The sequence below is a fragment of the Paenibacillus cremeus genome, from assembly GCF_007786445.1.
Lineage (GTDB): Bacteria > Bacillota > Bacilli > Paenibacillales > NBRC-103111 > Paenibacillus_G > Paenibacillus_G cremeus.
In genome coordinates this window covers 154109-173010 of record NZ_VNJI01000009.1, presented here as the reverse complement: position 1 = coordinate 173010, position 18902 = coordinate 154109, and the positions used below count along the sequence as shown (strand labels likewise).

At 54.2% G+C, this 18902-nt stretch carries 19 protein-coding genes and 1 tRNA gene; 18 read left to right on the top strand and 2 right to left on the bottom strand.

The features are described from left to right. The first annotated feature begins 2 nt into the window (after positions 1-2). The 18 genes from FPZ49_RS09635 (at position 3) to FPZ49_RS09550 (ending at position 17937) form a co-directional block, all read left to right on the top strand. Positions 3-518: an acyltransferase gene (locus FPZ49_RS09635; RefSeq protein ID WP_144845931.1), complete on the top strand. Its 516-nt coding sequence runs from the start codon at positions 3-5 to the stop codon at positions 516-518. Positions 519-731: 213 nt separating this feature from the next. Further along, the gene (locus tag FPZ49_RS09630; protein WP_144845929.1) at positions 732-1895 is read left to right on the top strand and encodes an ATP phosphoribosyltransferase regulatory subunit; all 1164 of its coding nucleotides are present in this window, start codon (positions 732-734) and stop codon (positions 1893-1895) included. Between the two features lie 15 nt (positions 1896-1910). Further along, positions 1911-2558, top strand: a complete 648-nt coding sequence (gene hisG / locus FPZ49_RS09625; protein ID WP_144845928.1) for an ATP phosphoribosyltransferase — start codon at positions 1911-1913, stop codon at positions 2556-2558. 69 nt (positions 2559-2627) lie between these two features. After that, entirely contained in the window at positions 2628-3917 is a 1290-nt protein-coding gene (gene hisD / locus FPZ49_RS09620; protein WP_144845926.1) for a histidinol dehydrogenase, read from the top strand. Continuing rightward, a complete protein-coding gene (gene hisB, locus FPZ49_RS09615; protein ID WP_144845924.1) occupies positions 3910-4521 on the top strand; it encodes an imidazoleglycerol-phosphate dehydratase HisB in 612 nt (203 codons plus the stop codon). Before hisD ends, hisB begins: the two co-directional genes overlap by 8 nt. A gap of 3 nt (positions 4522-4524) precedes the next feature. Then, the gene (gene hisH / locus FPZ49_RS09610; protein WP_144845922.1) at positions 4525-5151 is read left to right on the top strand and encodes an imidazole glycerol phosphate synthase subunit HisH; all 627 of its coding nucleotides are present in this window, start codon (positions 4525-4527) and stop codon (positions 5149-5151) included. A 30-nt stretch (positions 5152-5181) separates the two neighbouring features. Next, the gene (gene hisF / locus FPZ49_RS09605) at positions 5182-5940 is read left to right on the top strand and encodes an imidazole glycerol phosphate synthase subunit HisF (RefSeq protein WP_144845920.1); all 759 of its coding nucleotides are present in this window, start codon (positions 5182-5184) and stop codon (positions 5938-5940) included. Beyond that, positions 5937-6626 carry a bifunctional phosphoribosyl-AMP cyclohydrolase/phosphoribosyl-ATP diphosphatase HisIE gene (gene hisIE / locus FPZ49_RS09600; protein WP_144845918.1) on the top strand — a complete coding sequence of 230 codons (690 nt, stop codon included), beginning with the start codon at positions 5937-5939 and terminating at the stop codon, positions 6624-6626. Before hisF ends, hisIE begins: the two co-directional genes overlap by 4 nt. 15 nt (positions 6627-6641) lie before the next feature. Next, entirely contained in the window at positions 6642-7457 is an 816-nt protein-coding gene (gene hisJ / locus FPZ49_RS09595; protein WP_144845916.1) for a histidinol-phosphatase HisJ, read from the top strand. Between the two features lie 79 nt (positions 7458-7536). Beyond that, positions 7537-8487, top strand: a complete 951-nt coding sequence (locus FPZ49_RS09590) for a ribose-phosphate diphosphokinase (RefSeq protein ID WP_144845914.1) — start codon at positions 7537-7539, stop codon at positions 8485-8487. Positions 8488-8605: 118 nt separating this feature from the next. Beyond that, positions 8606-10354: a tetratricopeptide repeat protein gene (locus FPZ49_RS09585; RefSeq protein WP_144845913.1), complete on the top strand. Its 1749-nt coding sequence runs from the start codon at positions 8606-8608 to the stop codon at positions 10352-10354. Between the two features lie 32 nt (positions 10355-10386). Further along, the gene (trxB, locus tag FPZ49_RS09580) at positions 10387-11334 is read left to right on the top strand and encodes a thioredoxin-disulfide reductase (protein WP_144845911.1); all 948 of its coding nucleotides are present in this window, start codon (positions 10387-10389) and stop codon (positions 11332-11334) included. Between the two features lie 141 nt (positions 11335-11475). Then, complete coding sequence (locus FPZ49_RS09575; RefSeq protein ID WP_144845909.1) at positions 11476-12426, top strand: ROK family glucokinase; 951 nt, start codon at positions 11476-11478, stop codon at positions 12424-12426. Between the two features lie 220 nt (positions 12427-12646). Then, positions 12647-13546, top strand: a complete 900-nt coding sequence (gene rapZ / locus FPZ49_RS09570; protein WP_144845907.1) for an RNase adapter RapZ — start codon at positions 12647-12649, stop codon at positions 13544-13546. Further along, positions 13543-14529, top strand: a complete 987-nt coding sequence (locus tag FPZ49_RS09565; protein ID WP_144845905.1) for a gluconeogenesis factor YvcK family protein — start codon at positions 13543-13545, stop codon at positions 14527-14529. The genes rapZ and FPZ49_RS09565 overlap by 4 nt, the downstream gene beginning before the upstream one ends. Before the next feature lie 6 nt (positions 14530-14535). Continuing rightward, complete coding sequence (gene whiA / locus FPZ49_RS09560) at positions 14536-15465, top strand: DNA-binding protein WhiA (RefSeq protein ID WP_144845903.1); 930 nt, start codon at positions 14536-14538, stop codon at positions 15463-15465. Between the two features lie 204 nt (positions 15466-15669). After that, positions 15670-15939, top strand: coding sequence for an HPr family phosphocarrier protein (locus tag FPZ49_RS09555; protein ID WP_019533312.1), 270 nt, complete (start codon positions 15670-15672; stop codon positions 15937-15939). A 219-nt stretch (positions 15940-16158) separates the two neighbouring features. Continuing rightward, positions 16159-17937 (top strand): copper amine oxidase N-terminal domain-containing protein, encoded by a 1779-nt coding sequence (locus FPZ49_RS09550; RefSeq protein ID WP_144845901.1) that lies wholly within the window; start codon positions 16159-16161, stop codon positions 17935-17937. 68 nt (positions 17938-18005) lie between these two features. Here FPZ49_RS09550 and clpP read toward each other — a convergent pair whose 3' ends face one another. Both clpP and FPZ49_RS09540 read right to left on the bottom strand, forming a co-directional pair. Then, entirely contained in the window at positions 18006-18587 is a 582-nt protein-coding gene (gene clpP, locus FPZ49_RS09545; protein ID WP_144845899.1) for an ATP-dependent Clp endopeptidase proteolytic subunit ClpP, read from the bottom strand. A 150-nt stretch (positions 18588-18737) separates the two neighbouring features. Next, positions 18738-18812 (bottom strand) — tRNA-Arg (locus FPZ49_RS09540). Positions 18813-18902 lie beyond the last annotated feature (90 nt).

Below are 18902 nucleotides of genomic sequence, written 5' to 3'. Positions count from 1 at the left end.
GGTTGAGACAGACAGAGCGATTTCCGGTGGACGGGCCCAACTCGTTGTGGCAGATGTACAGTACGGTCAGCCGGTGGAAGGCTGTACGCAATTTTATTTGTATCCAAATTTCCAGGTATGCACCCTCCTTGCCCTTCAAACGGTGGATTTATCGCCGCGTGCTCGGGATGAAGGTCGGGGAGCATGCCTCCTTTGCGTTGATGGTGATGGTGGATGTGTTTTTTCCAGAGCTCATTGAGGTGGGGGACAATTCAATAATTGGGTATAATACTACGATTCTAGCCCATGAATATTTAATCAAGGAATACCGGCTGGGCAAGGTGCGGATCGGGTCGAACGTGCTGATCGGGGCAAATACGACGATATTGCCCGGGGTGACGATTGGGGATCATGCCGTCGTAGGCGCCGGTGCCGTGGTGCATAAGGATGTGGCGCCTTATAGCTTTGTGGCGGGCAATCCGCTGCGGGTCATCCGTGAGGACGTGCGAGTGGAAAAAGTGCCGGAGCTGACACGGTAGCAAGTATGGAGAGGCGGCCGCGGCCGTCTCTTTTTTCCTTTCTTCGGGGCTTAATCTGCGTGGAAAAGCGGGCGAGAAATCATTGACGAACCTGAGGTAACATGGTAAACTTACGAATAATTCTTTATCTTGGTAGTATGGTAGCATATTAGCGAACTAAAGCGAATACACATAGACACATCTTAAAAAATGAAGAATTGTAGGGTGAAGCCGATGTCGAAACCGAAGGTGTTCGAAAAGCCGACAGGTGTGAAAGATTATCTCCCCGCGGCGGCCGCCAAGCTGCGCAGCATTGAGTCGAATGTGATGCAGTGCATGGAGCGTTGGGGCTACCGGGAAATTATAACGCCTACCTTAGAATATTACGATACGGTCGGCGTAGCCAGCTCGACAGAGGATAAGAAGCTGTTTAAGCTGCTCGACCGCAAAGGGACGACGCTCGTGATGCGCTCGGATATGACCGCGCCGATCGCGCGTGTAGTCTCTTCGCTGCTCAAGGAGCATTCGTTTCCGCTCCGGCTGTCGTATCACGCCAATGTTTTTAGAGCCATTGAAGCCGAAGCAGGGCGCGATGCGGAGTTTTTCCAGACCGGTGTGGAGCTAGTCGGGGACGCATCGTCGGAATCGGATGCGGAAGTGATTGCCCTTGCGATCGCAAGCTTACAGGCCGCCGGTGTGAAGCAGTTTAAAATCGCGCTTGGCCACGTGGGTTTCTTGAACGGATTGTTCCAGGAACGGCTGGACGGGCGCCATGAAGCGCAGACGCAGCTGAAGGAATATTTGCTAAACCGCGATTATGTTGGGTACCGGGAGTGCATCAAGTCGCTGGAGCTTTCGGCGGATGCGCAGCGGGAGCTCGAGGGGATTTTACGGCTGCGTGGAGGTCAGGAAATTTGCCAGCAGGCGCAGCAGGTGACGCAGCATCCGGTGGCGAAGAAAGCGATCGCGCATCTATGCGAAATCTGGGATGTCCTGAGTGCCTATGGTGTGAGCCAGCATGTACTCATCGACCTGACGATGATTGGCGATTTTTCTTATTATACAGGAATGACGTTTGAGGGCTATGCCGCGGATTTGGGCTTCCCGGTTTGCAGCGGAGGTCGTTACGATAATCTGCTCTCGCAGTTTGGGCGTCCGGCTCCGGCCACAGGGTTTGCCTTGAAGACGAATCGCATCCTCGAGGTGATCGGCAAAGAAGCCGAAGAAGCTCCGAGACGCGTGCTGATCTTGTATACGGCAGCCAATCGGGGAGCGGCATTAGCCAAAGCCGGCGAGCTTCGAGCCCAAAAGGGTGTGGCGGTGGAGACCAGGCTGCAGCAAGCCGGAGACGAGCGACGTGCGGATGTGTACGAGGAAATATTAGAGTTTTTACGATAAAGGAGCGGCGATCGCATGCAGGACCTATTAAAAGTAGCGATGCCTAAAGGACGCATCTATAAACAGGCCTCGAAGCTGTTCCGTGAAGCGGGGCTGTCGATTCCGGAGGAGATGGACGATTCGCGCAAGCTAATCATTCCGGTGCCGGAAGCGCGGATGGAGTTTATTATGGCGAAGCCGGTGGACGTGCCGACCTATGTGGAGTACGGTGTGGCTGATATCGGCGTGGTGGGCAAGGACGTGCTGATGGAGGAAAACCGCGACGTGTACGAGCTGCTGGATCTCGGGATCGCCCGCTGCCGGATGTCGGTGATTGGACTGCCGGACTGGGAGCCGGTGCTGAATCCTCGAGTAGCGACGAAGTACCCGAACGTGGCGTCTCAATATTTTCGCGAGCTGGGTCAGCAGGTGGAGGTCATTAAGCTGAACGGCTCGATCGAGCTGGCGCCTCTGATTGGACTGGCGGACCGCATTGTCGATATGGTGGAAACGGGCAGCACGATTCGTGAGAATGGGCTGATGGAGCATGAGCAGATTTTTGCGATTACGAGCCGGCTGATTGCCAACCGGGTGAGCTACCGGATGAAAAATGACGCGATCCAAGCGCTTTGCGATCGGCTGCAGCCGGTCATTGCCGCAGCATCGACTGTGGTGACGAAATAGCTCCTTGAGGGTGCTTATGAAGAACGTACTGCTGCCTGGGCGGCGGTATGCTGAAGGAGGAAGCAGCGAATGAGAATTGTACCGGCATCAGAGTTCTCGCTGAAGCGGGAAGTGGAATATGGCTCGGCGGAGCAAAATGAGCGTGTGAAACAGATCATCGACGAAGTGCGCCGAGACGGCGATGCGGCGCTGCGCCGATTCGCGCAGCAGTTTGACCGCGTGAGCGTGGACGCGCTGCGCGTCACGCGAGCGGAGATCGAGGCCGCCTACGCGAAGGTGGACGAGGGGTTTCTCGCCGCGCTTCGCGAGGCTGCAGCGAATGTGCGGCGGTTTCACGAGAAGCAGCTGCGCAGCTCGTGGATGGATTTGCAGGCCGATGGGAGCATCCTCGGCCAAGTGATGCGCCCGCTGCGCCGCGTCGGGCTGTATGTGCCTGGCGGCAAGGCGGCTTACCCGTCGTCGGTGCTGATGAACGCGATTCCGGCGCAGGTGGCCGGAGTACCGGAGATTGTGATGGTCACGCCGCCGGCTACCGCTGGGGTTGAGGGCATCGACCCGCACATTCTGGTGGCAGCCGACGTGGCCGGGGTCAGCGAGATCTACCGCGTGGGCGGGGCGCAGGCGGTGGCTGCGCTTGCCTATGGGACAGAATCGATCCCCGCAGCGGATAAAATCGTCGGGCCGGGCAACATCTATGTCGCGCTAGCCAAACGCTACGTGTTCGGCGCGGTCGACATCGACAGCATCGCCGGCCCGAGCGAGATTGTCGTGCTGGCGGACGAGACTGCCGATGCCGCCTACGTGGCTGCCGACCTGCTGTCTCAGGCTGAGCACGATGAGATGGCTTCGGCGATCCTGATCACGCCGTCGCCCGAGCTGGCCGAGGCGGTCGCCCGCGAGGTGGACCGCCAGCTGGGCGCGCTCCCGCGGCGCGAGATCGCCGAGCAGTCGATCCGCGACTACGGCGCGATCTTGACGGTCGCGAGCCTTGACGAGGGCATCGACGCGGTGAACCGGCTGGCGCCTGAGCATCTCGAGGTGTTGGTGCGCGAGCCGTTCCAATACTTGAGTCGCATTGAGAATGCCGGCGCGATCTTCCTCGGGCCGTACAGCTCGGAGCCGGTGGGCGACTATTTTGCCGGACCGAACCATGTGCTGCCGACGAATGGCACAGCGCGATTTTCTTCGCCGCTGAACGTGGACCATTTTATGAAGAAATCGAGCGTCATTTACTACAGCAAAGAAGCGCTGCTGCGCGATGGACATAAAATCATGTCCCTGGCCCGCCACGAAGGACTCGAGGCGCACGCGAGGGCAATCGAAATTCGGATGGAGAAGGAAGGGAACTCAAATGGCTGAGCAGGATCTTTTGAAAGCCGGGCGCCGGGCCGACATTGCGCGCAGAACGAACGAAACGGACATTAAGCTGGCCTTCAACGTAGACGGAGAGGGCATCTCTGAGATCGAGACGGATGTGCCGTTTTTCAACCATATGCTGGACCTGTTCACCAAGCACGGGCAATTCGACCTGAGAGTCGATGCAAAGGGCGACGTGGAGATCGATGATCACCATACGGTCGAGGATATCGGCATTTGCCTCGGGCAGACGCTGCGCGAAGCGCTTGGCGACAAGAAGGGTATTAAGCGCTACGCTAACGTCTTCATCCCGATGGACGAAGCGCTGGCGCAGGTGGCGATTGATATCAGCAACCGGCCGCATCTGGAATACCGTGCGCAATATCCCTCCCAGACGGTGGGCAGCTTTACAACGGAGCTGGTCCACGAGTTTCTGTGGAAGTTCGCGCTTGAAGCCCGCATTACGCTGCACGTGATCGTGCATTACGGCCACAACACGCACCACATGGTGGAGGCGGTGTTCAAGGCGCTCGGGCGTGCGCTGGATGAAGCGACGAGCATTGACCCGCGCGTGAAGGGCGTGCCTTCGACGAAGGGAGTGCTGTAAGCCATGATCGCGATCATCGACTACGGCATGGGCAACCTGCACAGCGTCAGCTCCGCGGTTGAGCGGCTCGGCTACGAAGCGCGGATCACCTCCGACGTGCGCGAGCTGCTGGACGCCGAAGGGGCGATTCTACCTGGCGTTGGCGCGTTCGGCGATGCGATGGAGCAGCTGCGCGCCACGAAGCTGGACGAGGCCGTGCTGCACTATGTGCGGAGCGGGAAGCCGCTGCTCGGCATCTGCCTCGGTATGCAGCTGCTGTTCAGCCGCAGCGAGGAGTACGGTACGCACGAAGGGCTCGGTCTGCTGCCGGGCGAGGTGATTCGCTTCCGTGGAGACTACAAGGTGCCGCATATGGGCTGGAACAAGCTGGCTTTTCTTCAGCCAATCAGTCCGTTGTTCCGCGATCTGGAGGAGGGTCACGTGTACTTCGTTCACTCCTTCCATGTGAAGCCGGAGTGGCAAGAGGATCTATTGGCGACAACGGATTACTTCCAGCAGGTAACAGCGATTGTGGGCCGGGACAACGTTTACGGTATGCAGTTTCACCCGGAGAAAAGCGGCAGCGTCGGCATGCAGCTGCTGGGCAATTTCTTAAGCTTATGCGAACAGCCAAGCCATCAAGCCGTCTAATAGCAGTCATTTGGAAAGGGGGCGGCGAACATGCTGGCCAAACGGATTATTCCTTGCCTCGATGTGAAGGACGGTCGAGTCGTCAAGGGGGTTAACTTTGTAAATTTGCGGGACGCCGGGGATCCGGTGGAGCTGGCCTCGATCTACGATCGAGAAGGCGCCGACGAGCTGGTGTTTTTAGACATTTCCGCATCCTACGAAGGGCGGGCCACCATGGTGGAGGTCGTGAAAAAAACGGCAAGCCAAATCACCATCCCGTTCACCGTAGGCGGCGGAATCGCGAGCGTCGACGATATGAAGCGGCTGCTGCGCGCCGGCGCGGATAAGATCGGCATCAACACAGCGGCAGTCAAAAACCCGCAGCTCGTCTCGGACGGGGCGCGGAAGTTTGGATCGCAGTGCATCGTTGTCGCCGTGGACGCCCGATTTAACGCCGAGTGGGGCGAGTGGGAAGTGTTCACCCATGGCGGCCGCAACGGGACGGGCATTAAGACGCTGGAGTGGGTAAAACGCATCGAAGAGCTGGGAGCGGGCGAGATTCTGCTGACCAGTATGGACGCGGACGGGACGAAGGATGGCTTCGATCTGCCTTTGACGTTGGCAGTGTCCGAGCGGGTTTCAATCCCGGTCATCGCCTCCGGCGGAGCGGGGAAGAAGGAGCATTTTTACGACGTGTTTGCGGAAGCGAAGGCGGATGCGGGCTTGGCCGCTACGATTTTTCACTATAAAGAAATGACGATCGAAGAGGTAAAAAGCGACCTTAGGCAAAAAGGAGTGGAAGTCCGGTGAGTGAGCAACAAGCGGTAGTAGTAGAAAGTTACGAGGCGCTGCAAGCTGCGGTGCGTTGGGATGCGAACGGTCTGGTTCCGGCCATCGTACAGGATGCGGCGAGCAAAGAAGTGCTAATGATGGCGTATATGAATGCTGAATCGTTGAAGCTGACTGTGGAGTCGGGAGAGACTTGGTTCTGGAGCCGGTCCCGCAGCGAGCTGTGGCATAAAGGCGCCACCTCCGGCCACATTCAGAAGGTGAAGGCACTGCGGTACGACTGCGATGGGGACACGCTGCTCGTTCTCGTCGATCAAACCGGTCCGGCTTGCCATACAGGCAGCTACAGCTGCTTCACGGGTGAAGTGAAAGTAGGGGCGCTGGCTGGGGAAGCACAAGCTTCTACAGTGGAGGATCGTTTTGCTATGCTGGGCAAGCTGGAGTCGGTGATCGCACAGCGTGATGCTGAGCGTCCGGAAGGCGCCTACACGACCTATTTGTTTGAAAAAGGGGTCGACAAGATCCTTAAGAAGGTCGGCGAGGAAACGGCAGAAGTCATTATTGCGGCCAAAAATCGGGACAAAGACGAGCTTCGCTATGAAGCCAGCGACTTGATCTTCCACCTCATGGTGCTGCTGCGCGAGCAGAAGCTGCCGCTGGATGACGTCATGCAGGAGCTTGACCGCCGTCACAATAAGAAAAAATAAGGGAGAACAGACTCTATGCGCATCGATTACCACACGCACCATGTGCGCTGCGGGCATGCGTCGGGAGAGCTGGAGGAGTACGTGCTAAAGGGCATCGAGATCGGACTAACCCAACTGGGCTTGTCTGATCACATGCCCTTGCTGCATGTCGACCCGGCTGCCTACCTACCGGGCATGGCTATGCCGATGGAGGAGCTTCCGCGCTATGCCGAAGAAGCATTTCGCCTGCAAGCGAAGTACAAAGATCAGATCGATATTCGCGTCGGGCTCGAGGGCGATTATATCGAAGGCTACGAATCGGAAATCCGGCGTATCATCGAAGAGTATTCGTGGGATTATGTAATAGGATCGGTTCATTTTCTCGGCGAATGGGACATCACGGACTACCGCCAGACGGACGGCTGGAAGGAACGCGATGCTTACGAAGTGTACGTCCAGTACTACGATGCTGTCCGGAAGGCGGCACAGACCGGCTTGTACGATTACATTGGCCACATTGATGTGATCAAACGGTTCGGATTCAAGCCAGAGCAAAGCGTCGAGCACTTGGAGCGCGAAGCACTCGAAGCGGTCAAAGCGGCGGGGCTGGCGATGGAGCTGAATGCTTCCGGACTGCGGATGCCGGTGAACGAAATGTTCCCTAGCCGCCGGATGCTGGAGTATGCCTATGAGCTTGGGATCCCGCTAACGATCGGCTCGGATGCCCACCAACCGGAGCGGCTTGCCCAATATTTGGATCAGGCGGTCGACCTGTTGAAATCGGTTGGTTTTAACGAATTAGCCACATTTAAAGAGCGGAAACGGGTTATGGTGCCTATTGGTTTCGAGTGAATTGATGTATAATAAGACAGTGATAATTTACACAATGTTAATTTAACGGATAGACGTAACATATTAAGCGGAGGTAACCATGTATAGCGACAAAATGAAGATTTTCTCGGGTTCGTCCAACCCGAAGCTGGCGGAACGTATTTGTAAGGAACTCGAAGTGCCGCTAGGCCAGATTAAGCTTTCTCGATTCAAAAGCGGTGAAATTTATTGCCTCTTCGAAGAAAGCATCCGGAATTGCGATGTGTTTCTGGTGCAAACGTTCTCTCATCCGATCAACGAGAACTTTATGGAGCTTCTGGTGATGATGGATGCAGCGAAGCGGGCATCGGCGAGAACGATCAACCTTGTCGTCCCTTACTATGGTTATTCCCGTCAAGAGCGTAAAGCGGCCCCTCGTGAGCCGATTTCTGCCAAAATGGTTGCTGATCTGCTGACTACTGCTGGTGCTGATCGTGTTATCACTATCGATTTGCATGCCCCTGCGATTCAAGGCTTCTTCAACATCCCGGTGGATCACCTGACCGCACTGGATTTGATTAGCGACTATATCAAGAAGAAGAACATCCTTAACCCGATCATCGTCTCGCCGGACGCAGGTCGTGCAACGACCGCAGAGAAGATGGCGAACATTCTCGATGCACCGTTTGCTATGATGATCAAGAAAAGACCGGCGCACAACGAAGCGGTCATTACGCACGTGATCGGAGAAGTCGAAGGTATGACGCCGATCATCATCGAAGATTTGATCGACACCGGCACGACGATCGTCAACGTGGTTGAAGGATTGAAAGAGCGCGGTGCTCATGATGCCTACGTCTGTGCTACGCACCCGGTATTTTCCGGACCGGCTCTGCAGCGCTTGGATCACCCAAGCATCAAAGAGGTGGTCATCACGGATTCCATCGCGATTCCAGACGATCATTCGGAGCGCTTCCAGGTTATCTCCGTTTCCCACCTGCTTGCGGATGCTATCAATATCATTATGTCCGGCGGTTCTTTGAGCTCTTTGTTCAAGTACGGCGGCGTATAAAATACAAGCCTATAAAGATTACCAACCGACTCCGGCGTTGAAACCTTATGGTTTTGAGCCGGAGTGTGTTAATATAGAAGAAAGTTCGACTTTTAGAGTCATCGGAGGTGCCTTACTCATGGAGAAGAAAAAACGATTGTCGCCGGGGCCGAGGACCAAAGTCGTACCGATGAAAATGGATGCTACTTTCTTTTTCGAAAAAGCTGTTCAATCCTTGGACCGTTATCACTACGATAAAGCATTGAAATATTTTCGTCGCGCTGCCGAGTATGAGCCGGAAAATCCGGTGAACCACTGCAACTTGGCAGGACTTTTGTCCGAAATGGGCAATTATGAGGAATCGAACCGCATTTTGCAGAATGTTCTGGATCAGATTGATCCGGCCATGACAGAATGCTATTTCTATATGGCGAACAACTTTGCCAATATGGAGAATTACGAATCCGCCGAGAAGGCGATCATTCATTACTTGGAGAACGATCCGACAGGACAATTCCTGGAGGAGTCCGAGGAAATGATGGAGCTGCTCAGCTATGAGCTGGACCGCCCGACCAAGCTGACGACGATCAAGAGCCGGGAAGGCATGTTCGAGCACGATCGTGCTCGTTCGCTGCTGGAGGAAGGACGGTTCTCTGAAGCGGTACGACTCTTGGAGAAAATCATCAAGAAGCATCCGGATTTCATGGCGGCCCGCAACAATTTGGCGCTCGCTTATTACTATATGGGGCACTTCGACAAGTCGGTTCAGATGATTCGTCAGGTGCTCGAGATGGAGCCGGGCAATTTGCACGCGCTGTGCAACCTGGCGATTTTTTATCAGCATTTCGGCGATCAGGACAGCTTGTCCGAGCTGCTGGAGGTGCTGCGCAAGACGTATCCGTTCCATCAGGATCACGTGTTTAAGCTGGCGACGACGATGGGCATTTTGAGCGAGCATGACAAGGCGTTTCGGTTGTTCAAGCGCTTGCTGAAAACCGGCGAGGCGGGCTTGGACCCATGCCTGTTCCATTACACGGCCGTGGCGGCTTACAATACGGGACGCTACGAGGAAGCGGAGCGGCAATGGAAGCAAGCGGAGAAGTTCGACTCCGGCTCGGACATTCCGAAGTTTTATTTGAATCAGCTCAAGAAGAGCCGGACGGAAGACGTAAAGCCGCAGGTCAGCTATCACTATCATCTGCCGTTCGAGGAGCAGTTTCGAGGACTGGCACGGAATGCCGAAGGGCTTCCGGAGCATCTGAAGCGGGATCCGCTCGTACGATCGTCGTTCTTCTGGGCGCTGCGTCACGGCGATATGAATACAAAGGTGCAGGTCATTCAGGCATTCGGATTGATTGCGGATGATGAGGTGAAGGACGCGCTGATGGAGTTCATCGTGCAGCCGGAAGAGGACGACTACTTGAAAAAGGTCGCGATCTTCGTGCTTCGACGCATCGGTGTGAAAGAGCCGTTGACCGCGGTGCTCGAAGGGGAATCGATGCAGGTGGCTACGTCGCCGTTATCGTCGGCTCTGCCCGTATGGGATCCCCGCTGGCAGCTGGTGCTGGAAACCGCACTGCTCCAAATGGCCGGCCGTTACGATATGGTGCAGCAGTACGATCTGGAGACGCTGTGGGCGGATTATTTATCGAGAGTATTCCCAAGCGTTCCGAAGATTACCAAGGCCGAGGCATGGGCTGCGGCGTTGGAATATTTAACTGCGAAAATGCACCGCAGACCGATCACGTTTCAAGAGGCGGCGGACCGCTATGGCATTTCGGTAGCTACGGTGAGCAAGAACGCGAAGCTGATCGATCAAGCTTGCGGCATTCGCGAGAAGATGGATGCCATTTTGGGTATGCATGCAAGTGTGGATGTACCAAATTAACATAGACAGATAGTGTGTTGGGAGGAAGCTACATGTACAAATCAATCGTAATTGGGACCGGCCCTGCGGGCCTTACGGCAGCTATTTATTTAGCTCGTGCAAACCTGAACCCATTGGTGATCGAAGGACCGGAGCCAGGGGGCCAGCTGACGACAACAACGGAAGTAGAGAACTTCCCGGGCTTCCCGGAAGGTATTATGGGACCTGAGCTCATGGCGAATATGCGGAAGCAAGCCGAGCGTTTCGGTGCAGAGTTTAAAACCGGCTGGGTGAACAAGGTTGACATGTCCAAGCGTCCTTTCAAGCTGAACGTTGAAGGCTTGGGCGATATCGAAGCGGAATCGCTCATCATCTCGACCGGCGCTTCGGCGAAGCTGCTGGGCATCGAGAACGAGAGAGAATCGATCGGTCGCGGCGTGAGCACGTGCGCTACCTGTGACGGCTTTTTCTTCCGCGGCAAAAAGATCATCGTGGTCGGCGGCGGCGACTCGGCAATGGAGGAAGCGAACTTCTTGACCCGTTTTGCATCCGAAGTGCGCCTGGTACACCGTCGGAAGGACCTTCGCGCGTCCAAGATCATGCAGGATCGTGCGCGTGAAAACTCCAAGGTCGTATGGAGCTTGGACCGTACACCGCTGGAGGTTGTTTCCGGTGAGAAGGGTGTAACCGGACTGAAAGTGAAAAACAACGAAACCGGTCAAGATGAAATCCTCGAAGCCGACGGTATTTTCGTAGCGATCGGGCACAAGCCGAACACCGAATTCCTTGGCGGGCAGATTGAGACGGATGAGGTTGGCTATATTTTGGTCAAGCCGGGTACGTCCATGACGAATGTAGAAGGCGTCTTCGCTTGCGGCGACGTCCAGGACAGCAAATACCGTCAGGCGATTACGGCAGCGGGAAGTGGTTGTATGGCGGCGTTGGATTGCGAGAAGTTTTTGGAAGGCCATATGGTGCATGATTGGAGTAAATCGGTCTAATAGAGCACCGAGCGTGGGGCAGGTCCTGTTCCACGTTTTTTCTTTTGCGCTGGCTTGACTGCCCTTAGGGGTTGGCTTATAGTGGGAGCAGGAAGTATATTCGTTATTATTTTCACATTATTTATGAGGTGATACGCAGGTATGGGAGAGCAGATTTACGTAGGAGTCGATTTGGGAGGAACCACGATCAAGGTGGGTCTGTGTGATTCGCAAGGCAAGCTGCTGCAAACGTATGAAGGTCCGACAGGGACCGAGCACGGTTCTGAGGTGGTCCTTGAAAATATTGCGCAATACGTGCGAAAGCTCGTAGCGGAATCTCCGTATGAGTGGGAGCAGGTGGCGGGAATCGGAGCAGGCATCGCCGGGTTCATGGATATTCCGGAAGGCTTCATCAAGCTGTCTCCTAATCTGGGCTGGCGCAATGTGCCGGTGAAGAAAATTTTAGAAGAGAAACTCGGAAAAACCGTCAAAATAGATAACGATGCCAACGTGGCGGCGCTGGGCGAAGCTTGGAGCGGCGCGGGTGCAGGTATTCCGAACGTGGTCTGCTATACGCTCGGTACAGGCGTAGGCGGCGGCGTGATCATTAACGGCAAAATTTATCAAGGCTTTAACGGCATGGCCGGCGAGCTGGGTCATATGGTGGTTGTTCCGGATCTGGAATCCATCGATTGCGGCTGCGGCAAAAAGGGCTGCTTGGAGACGGTATCTTCCGCGACGGGCATTATCCGGATGGCCAAGGAAGCAGTCGAGCGGGGAGAGCATACGTCACTGGCGCTGGTGGAGCACATCATGGCCAAAGACGTCTTCGATGCCGCCAAAACCGGCGACGAAGTGGCGCTTCGCATCATTAATCGCGCAGCCTTGTACCTGGGCAAATCGATGGCGATGATTTCCGTCGTCATCAACCCGCAGCGTTTTATCGTAGGCGGCGGTGTATCCAAGGCAGGCGACATCCTGTTTGATGCCATCCGCAAGTACTACCAGGAGTTCGCTCAAGAAACCGCCAAAGAAGGCGTTGACATCGTCCCAGCCGTCCTGGGCAACGATGCCGGTGTCGTCGGCGCCGCAGGCCTCAACCTGCACTCATAAAGTAACCCGCGTGCATCCGCAGGAGCCGCGAAACTATAGTAGCGAGGATTTCGTGGGGCGTAGTGGCATGAAAAGATACCGGAGAGTTTACGAGGTCCCTTTAAAATCGGATTCTATCCAACTAGTCTAATCAAACAGAATCCGATTTTAACAGGACCCGGAGGTACTTTTCTGCCACAAATAGCCCTACCACGAAACTCCGAGCGGTGGAGGGAATCCCATGGATGAAATGCATACCCTCGGAAAGCTGGTCATTATTACAGGCATGTCCGGAGCAGGCAAAACGATCGCTGTACAAAGCTTAGAGGATCTGGGCTTTTTCTGCGTAGATAACCTGCCGCCGGTCTTGATTCCGAAGTTTGCCGAGCTCATTGAGCAGTCGAAGGGCCGCATCGGCAAGGTGGCACTCGTGATCGACTTGCGTGGACGCGAGTTTTTTACCTCGCTTTCGGAGTCGCTGCGCTACTTGAAAGAGAATTACACGTTGACGTACGAGATCTTGTTTCTGGATGCCACTGATTCTGTACTGGTGCAGCGGTATAAGGAAAGCCGCCGTAAGCATCCGCTCGCTCCGACAGGGGCGCCGCTCGAGGGAATTCAGCAGGAGCGCAAGCTGCTCGAAGAACTGAAGGGACTGGCTACGCAGGTGATCGACACCAGCAGTCTGAAGCCGGCGGCACTGAAGGAGCGCATCGTATCACGGTTCACGAACCTCGAGTCCAACGGCATTTCCATCAACGTCATCTCGTTCGGCTTCAAGTTCGGCATTCCGATTGATGCGGATTTGATTTTTGACGTCCGGTTTTTGCCAAACCCGCATTATGTGGAGAGCCTTCGACCCAATACCGGGCAGGACCCCGAAGTGTATGAGTATGTCATGAAATGGGCGGAGACGCAGGAGTTCCTAGCCAAGCTGCTCGATATGCTGCATTTTCTGGTTCCCCAGTATAAGAAGGAAGGGAAAAGCCAGGTGGTCGTCGGCATCGGCTGTACGGGAGGAAAGCATCGCTCGGTAGCCATTGCGGAGTATCTCGGCAAAATGTTGGGCAATAGTGAAACGGAGGCCGTCAGAGTTAGTCATCGGGACGCAGAGCGCGATCGGGTAGAGGTGAAAAAATGACGGTCCACGAAAGAGAGAACTATAGACCCCGGATCGTGGTCATTGGCGGAGGGACCGGATTATCGGTTATGCTGCGCGGTCTGAAGCAAAAGCCGGTGGATATTACCGCCATCGTGACGGTGGCTGATGACGGCGGCAGCTCCGGTATTTTGCGCTCCGAGCTGGAGATGGTGCCCCCGGGGGATATCCGCAACGTGCTCACGGCGCTGGCGGATGTGGAGCCGCTGCTCGGTCAGATGCTCGAGTATCGTTTTGAGAAAGGCAACGGATTGGCGGGTCACAGTTTGGGTAACCTAATGCTGGCAGCGATGCGGGATATTACCGGCGATTTTGTCACCGGAGTCCGGGAGCTGAGCCGGGTGCTTGCGGTTCGTGGCCGTGTGCTTCCGGCGTCGGGTCAAGCGATCGTGCTGCGCGCGGAGATGGAAGACGGCTCGGTCGTCGTGGGAGAATCGAAGATTCCCAAAGCGGGCGGTGTCATTCGTCGCGTATTCATCGAGCCTGCAGACGTGACTGCATTGCCGGAAGCGCTGGAGGCGCTGGAGCAGGCGGATGCGATTGTGGTAGGCCCTGGCAGCTTGTATACGAGCATTTTGCCGAATTTGCTGGTGCCGGAGATTGCGAAGATGATCGTCGAGTCCAAGGCGCTCAAAATTTTTATTTGCAACGTGATGACCCAGCCGGGCGAAACGGATGACTACAAGGTCAGCGACCATTTGAAAGCGGTTCGAGATCATGTAGGCCATGACCTGTTCGATTATGTCATCGTTAATAACGGTGAAATTCCGGAGCAGGTTCAGAGCAAGTATGCCGAGAAGGGCGCACAGGCCGTGCAGTTCGATTGGGATGAGGTTACGCGACAAGGCTACAAGGTGATAGCCGACCAATTGATTTTGTTCCGGACCTACCTTCGTCATGATGCGGAGAAGCTAAGTCAACACATTTATCAACTGGTGGAGAGTTGGATGTTCAAGAAGAGGTGATAGCCGATGTCCTTCGCCGCCCAGACGAAAAAAGAATTAACGTTAATCGAAACGGATAGCCACTGCGAAATGGCGGAGCTTTCGGCGCTGATTCGGATGAACGGAGCCGTGCAGCTGACGAGTCAACGAATCGTGCTCGATATTTCCACCGAGAATGCGGCCATTGCTAGACGAATCTATTCGATGCTGAAGCGAACGTTTCAGGTGCACACGGAGCTGCTCGTACGCAAAAAAATGCGGCTTAAGAAAAACAACGTTTATATTGTTCGAGTTCCCAATCAGGTGCAGGAGATTTTATCGAAGCTGCAGATCGTATCGGAAGGCTTCTTGTTTACACCGGGCATTGAACCGGACATCATCAAAGATGACTGCTGCAAGCGCGCCTACCTGAGAGGAGCGTTCCTCGCAGGCGGTTCGGTAAACAACCCGGAAGGGTCATCGTATCATTTGGAAATTTACTCGATGTATGAGGAGCATTGTCAGGCGCTTTGCCGACTGGCCAATGAGTTTGAGCTCAACGCCCGATGTATTGAACGGAAAAAAGGTTTCGTGCTCTACATGAAAGAGGGCGAGCGCATTATCGAGTTCCTCAGCTTGATCGGCGCTCATCAGGCGCTGCTCCGGTTCGAAGACGTCCGGATTATGAAGGATATGCGCAACTCCGTCAATCGGCTGGTGAACTGCGAGACGGCGAATCTGAACAAGACGATCGGAGCGGCTGTCCGGCAGATTGATAACATCCGGCTGCTGCAAAAAGAGATCGGCCTGGCCAATTTGCCCGATAAGCTGCGCGAGGTGGCGGAAATTCGTCTGCAGCACCCGGACATGAACTTGAGCGAGGTAGGCGAGCTGCTCAAAGGGAAGGTAAGCAAGTCCGGAGTGAATCATAGGCTGCGCAAGATTGATGAATTGGCCGAAAAGCTGCGTAAGCCCTAATACATCTGTATAAATATAGATTTTTTGTGTAAATTCTCAAAAATTCTAGTGCAAACTGCCGAAAAATGATATAATGGATGAAAAATCGCTTTTTAACGAAAGCTATTCGAATGAGGTCACATCGTCGCGGAGCATTCGTTTACTTTTGAGGCGTTTTAGTCTCATATTAATTGGAATTTAAAGATTGTAGGGGGTATTGGTTGCATGTCGAGACGCCCAGTAGTCGTCAAGTTGAAAACAGGCCTTCATGCTAGACCGGCGGCACTATTCGTACAAGAAGCGAATAAGTTTTCTTCCGAAATTTTTGTGGAGAAGGACGAGAAGAAAGTAAACGCGAAGAGCATTATGGGGATTATGAGCCTCGCAATCAGCACAGGAACAGAAGTATACATCAGCGCAGAAGGTTCGGACGCCGAGCAGGCTGTAAACGCTTTAGTCACATTGGTTAGCAAAGAGGAATTAGAGAACCAATAACATCCGTCACGGGGCTTCCGATAAGGAAGCTTTTTCCTTGTGGTTGGATAAAAATGTAATAATAAGGAAAACGCAACCTTTTGTCGCGATGTGCGTCTATAATGGCGTGTCTCGCGAACCGAAAAGGTTTTTTCTTTTGTAAGAGGCCCCTTGTTTCGCTAGAATCATTGGCGAAGTGGGGTCAAGACACCCTAAGAACGGCAGAAGAGGAGTAGAGAAATGAAAGCTATCAAGAAAGAATTGGCCTTATTATTGATCTTGAGTGTGCTGCTTACGTTTGGTTGGATGCCGATCGCCTCGGCAGATCAGGAAAATCCGATGTCCTCCGGGACCACTTATGTGCTGTTGTACATCGATAAGCCGGACTCGTTTCTGAACGGGAAACAAGTGACGCTCGATGCACCGGCGACCATTCTGAAGGACAAGACGTTCGTGCCGGCTAAGTTTTTGGGCGATGCGTTTGGCATGAAGGTGGAATGGAACGAGAAGACCCGGACGATCGAGATGGTGACGCCGACGAACCGGATTATTTTTGATAGTGACAACAAATCGGTTTGGATTAACGGGTACTGGCAGAAGTTTGATGACGCGGCTGCCATTGTGAACGGCCGTCTGATGATTAAGCTGACCTGGCTCGCCGATTATATGGGGGCAAAATATACATACAACAATGAACTTCGACGCGTCGAGGTGCTGTATGTGAAGTCCATGAAGGGCCTCTACAACCCGAATCAAGGCAACTCGAAGCCGGTGGCGAAGTTTACGTTTGCCAAGTCCAGCTATAAGATCGGAGAGCCGGTGAAATTCGTGGATCTCAGCTACGACCCGGACGCCGAGGGGATTGCGAAGTATGAATGGAAGGGCAAGCAGGAGACTTACTTTACCCCTGGAACCTATCCGATCACCTTGACGGTTACGGATGCGCATGGCAATGTCAGCGAGCCGTACAGCCGCAATATCGTCATCGAGGATGCAACGTATTTGACCGAAGTGGAATATCCGATTTACATGAAGCCGGTCGGTTCGTTCATCAAGACGGACTGGAGCATGCTATGGGGTAACTTCTGGGAGCTCCCGCAGCTGCCGAAGCAAGTGACCGAAGACAGCTCCCGCAAGCTGCTCGTCAGCGACAGCCCGGAGGAGTTTACGCAAAAAGGGATTTTGTATCAGGACGATATTGAGGGCAAAGGCCGATTGTACGCCGATCATGTTAACGGAACCAAGGAAAACGTGACGCTGGCGATTCTGGCGAAAAATACAACGAATAAGCCGGTCACGGTGAAAACGACGAATCGCGGCGAGGTATGGCCTTCTGTGTACGCGAACTTGATCGGTAACGAAGCGACGGTCGACTTCTTGATGGCCGATCCGATGAATGAGACATTGACGATTCCACCGAACCAAACGTTCGTGTATCGACAGTTCCCGGATTTCTACCCAGGTCAGGGTGTAAATCTGTTCTACGACGTGGAGACCGACGGCAAGGTGCAGTTCTCGTTTGTGGCTTCCAATGATGTCACGCCGCAAAGCGCGCTCTCGCTGCCGCTGCTGCCGTTTACCGGCCATGTACGAGGTACGTTCCCGGTATCTCAGGTGAACTGGAATATTGACGCGAGCACCTTCACATCGCCGTCCAGAATCATTATAGGAGACGGTCAGACCGCCGATCCGTTCCAGCCGGGCTTTGACCCGCTGCGCAAGATGGCGGTGAAGAACGAAGGCAACTATGGCGTCGTGTACAAAATTCATGCCGATAAGCCGCGCAAGATGGCGGTCATGATTTTGGCCAAGGGTGGTATCTTCAAAGGACCGTTCAAGATCAACGGAGATATTCGCTTGGTGCCGGAATCCGGCGTACTGACGGCGTTTGACGGCATGCAGATCCTAGCGAAAACGACGGGGAAAGAGGATTCGCTCGACATCGAGTTCAGCCCGCCTGCAGGATCAGCGTTTCCGATCGATTTGATATTCTATCCTCTGGATGACAGAGGGGAATAAGATAAGAAAAGAGCCCTGTATCGGCTAATGCAGCCAATGCAGGGCTCTTTGTCTTGTCTTGTCGAGCATTATACGCGTTCGATGACCTTGTCGATCAAACCGTAGGCTTGTGCGTCTTCCGCCGACATGAAGTTGTCGCGGTCGGTATCCTTCTCGATACGCTCGAACGATTGTCCGGTACGCTCGGCCAGAATCGTGTTCAGCTTGTCACGCAGCTTCAAGATACGCTTGGCGCGAATCTCGATGTCGCTGGCTTGACCCTCGGCTCCGCCGAGTGGCTGGTGAATCATCACTTCGCTGTTCGGCAGCGCGAAGCGTTTGCCTTTGGCGCCGGCAGCGAGCAGGAAAGCGCCCATCGAAGCGGCCATCCCGACGCAGATCGTGGACACGTCCGGTTTAATAAACTGCATCGTGTCGTAAATCGCCATACCGGATGTAATCGAGCCCCCTGGGCTGTTGATATACAAATGAATGTCTTTGTCCGGATCTTGAGCGGCCAAGAACAGCAGCTGCGCGATAATGGTGTTGGCTACAACATCGTTGATCGGACTTCCTAGAAAAATAATGCGGTCCTTGAGCAAGCGCGAGTAAATATCGTAGGCGCGTTCCCCTCTTGCATCCGGTTCGACAACCATTGGAATAAAACTCATGAGCTGCAGCCTCCTTTAATTTAAACTATAACCATAATACCGGAAAATCAAACTAAGGTCAAGAAAGGTCAAACAAAGAGTTGAAGAAAACCTGGAAAAACAAAAAAATCAGTGAGATCACTGATTTTGGTTTCGGGTGTTTATGTAAAATGGCGCGCCCGTAAGGAATCGAACCTTAATCTCAGGCTCCGGAGGCCTACGTCATATCCATTGGACCACGGGCGCATATGAACTTGCTTGCCGCACTGTTTATAGGAGTGACAGCAAAAGTTATTATATCGGATGTGAAGGACAAATGCAACAGGTGGGCTAAAT

Coding starts and splice junctions, on each gene's coding strand:
- rapZ (WP_144845907.1), top strand. CDS start 12,647: ATGGATGAAATGCATACCCTCGGAAAGCTGGTCATTATTACAGGCATG.
- FPZ49_RS09575 (WP_144845909.1), top strand. CDS start 11,476: ATGGGAGAGCAGATTTACGTAGGAGTCGATTTGGGAGGAACCACGATC.
- FPZ49_RS09590 (WP_144845914.1), top strand. CDS start 7,537: ATGTATAGCGACAAAATGAAGATTTTCTCGGGTTCGTCCAACCCGAAG.
- hisB (WP_144845924.1), top strand. CDS start 3,910: ATGGCTGAGCAGGATCTTTTGAAAGCCGGGCGCCGGGCCGACATTGCG.
- FPZ49_RS09630 (WP_144845929.1), top strand. CDS start 732: ATGTCGAAACCGAAGGTGTTCGAAAAGCCGACAGGTGTGAAAGATTAT.
- FPZ49_RS09565 (WP_144845905.1), top strand. CDS start 13,543: ATGACGGTCCACGAAAGAGAGAACTATAGACCCCGGATCGTGGTCATT.
- FPZ49_RS09585 (WP_144845913.1), top strand. CDS start 8,606: ATGGAGAAGAAAAAACGATTGTCGCCGGGGCCGAGGACCAAAGTCGTA.
- hisG (WP_144845928.1), top strand. CDS start 1,911: ATGCAGGACCTATTAAAAGTAGCGATGCCTAAAGGACGCATCTATAAA.
- whiA (WP_144845903.1), top strand. CDS start 14,536: ATGTCCTTCGCCGCCCAGACGAAAAAAGAATTAACGTTAATCGAAACG.
- hisF (WP_144845920.1), top strand. CDS start 5,182: ATGCTGGCCAAACGGATTATTCCTTGCCTCGATGTGAAGGACGGTCGA.
- FPZ49_RS09550 (WP_144845901.1), top strand. CDS start 16,159: ATGAAAGCTATCAAGAAAGAATTGGCCTTATTATTGATCTTGAGTGTG.
- FPZ49_RS09555 (WP_019533312.1), top strand. CDS start 15,670: ATGTCGAGACGCCCAGTAGTCGTCAAGTTGAAAACAGGCCTTCATGCT.
- hisH (WP_144845922.1), top strand. CDS start 4,525: ATGATCGCGATCATCGACTACGGCATGGGCAACCTGCACAGCGTCAGC.
- hisD (WP_144845926.1), top strand. CDS start 2,628: ATGAGAATTGTACCGGCATCAGAGTTCTCGCTGAAGCGGGAAGTGGAA.
- hisJ (WP_144845916.1), top strand. CDS start 6,642: ATGCGCATCGATTACCACACGCACCATGTGCGCTGCGGGCATGCGTCG.
- clpP (WP_144845899.1), bottom strand. CDS start 18,587: ATGAGTTTTATTCCAATGGTTGTCGAACCGGATGCAAGAGGGGAACGC.
- trxB (WP_144845911.1), top strand. CDS start 10,387: ATGTACAAATCAATCGTAATTGGGACCGGCCCTGCGGGCCTTACGGCA.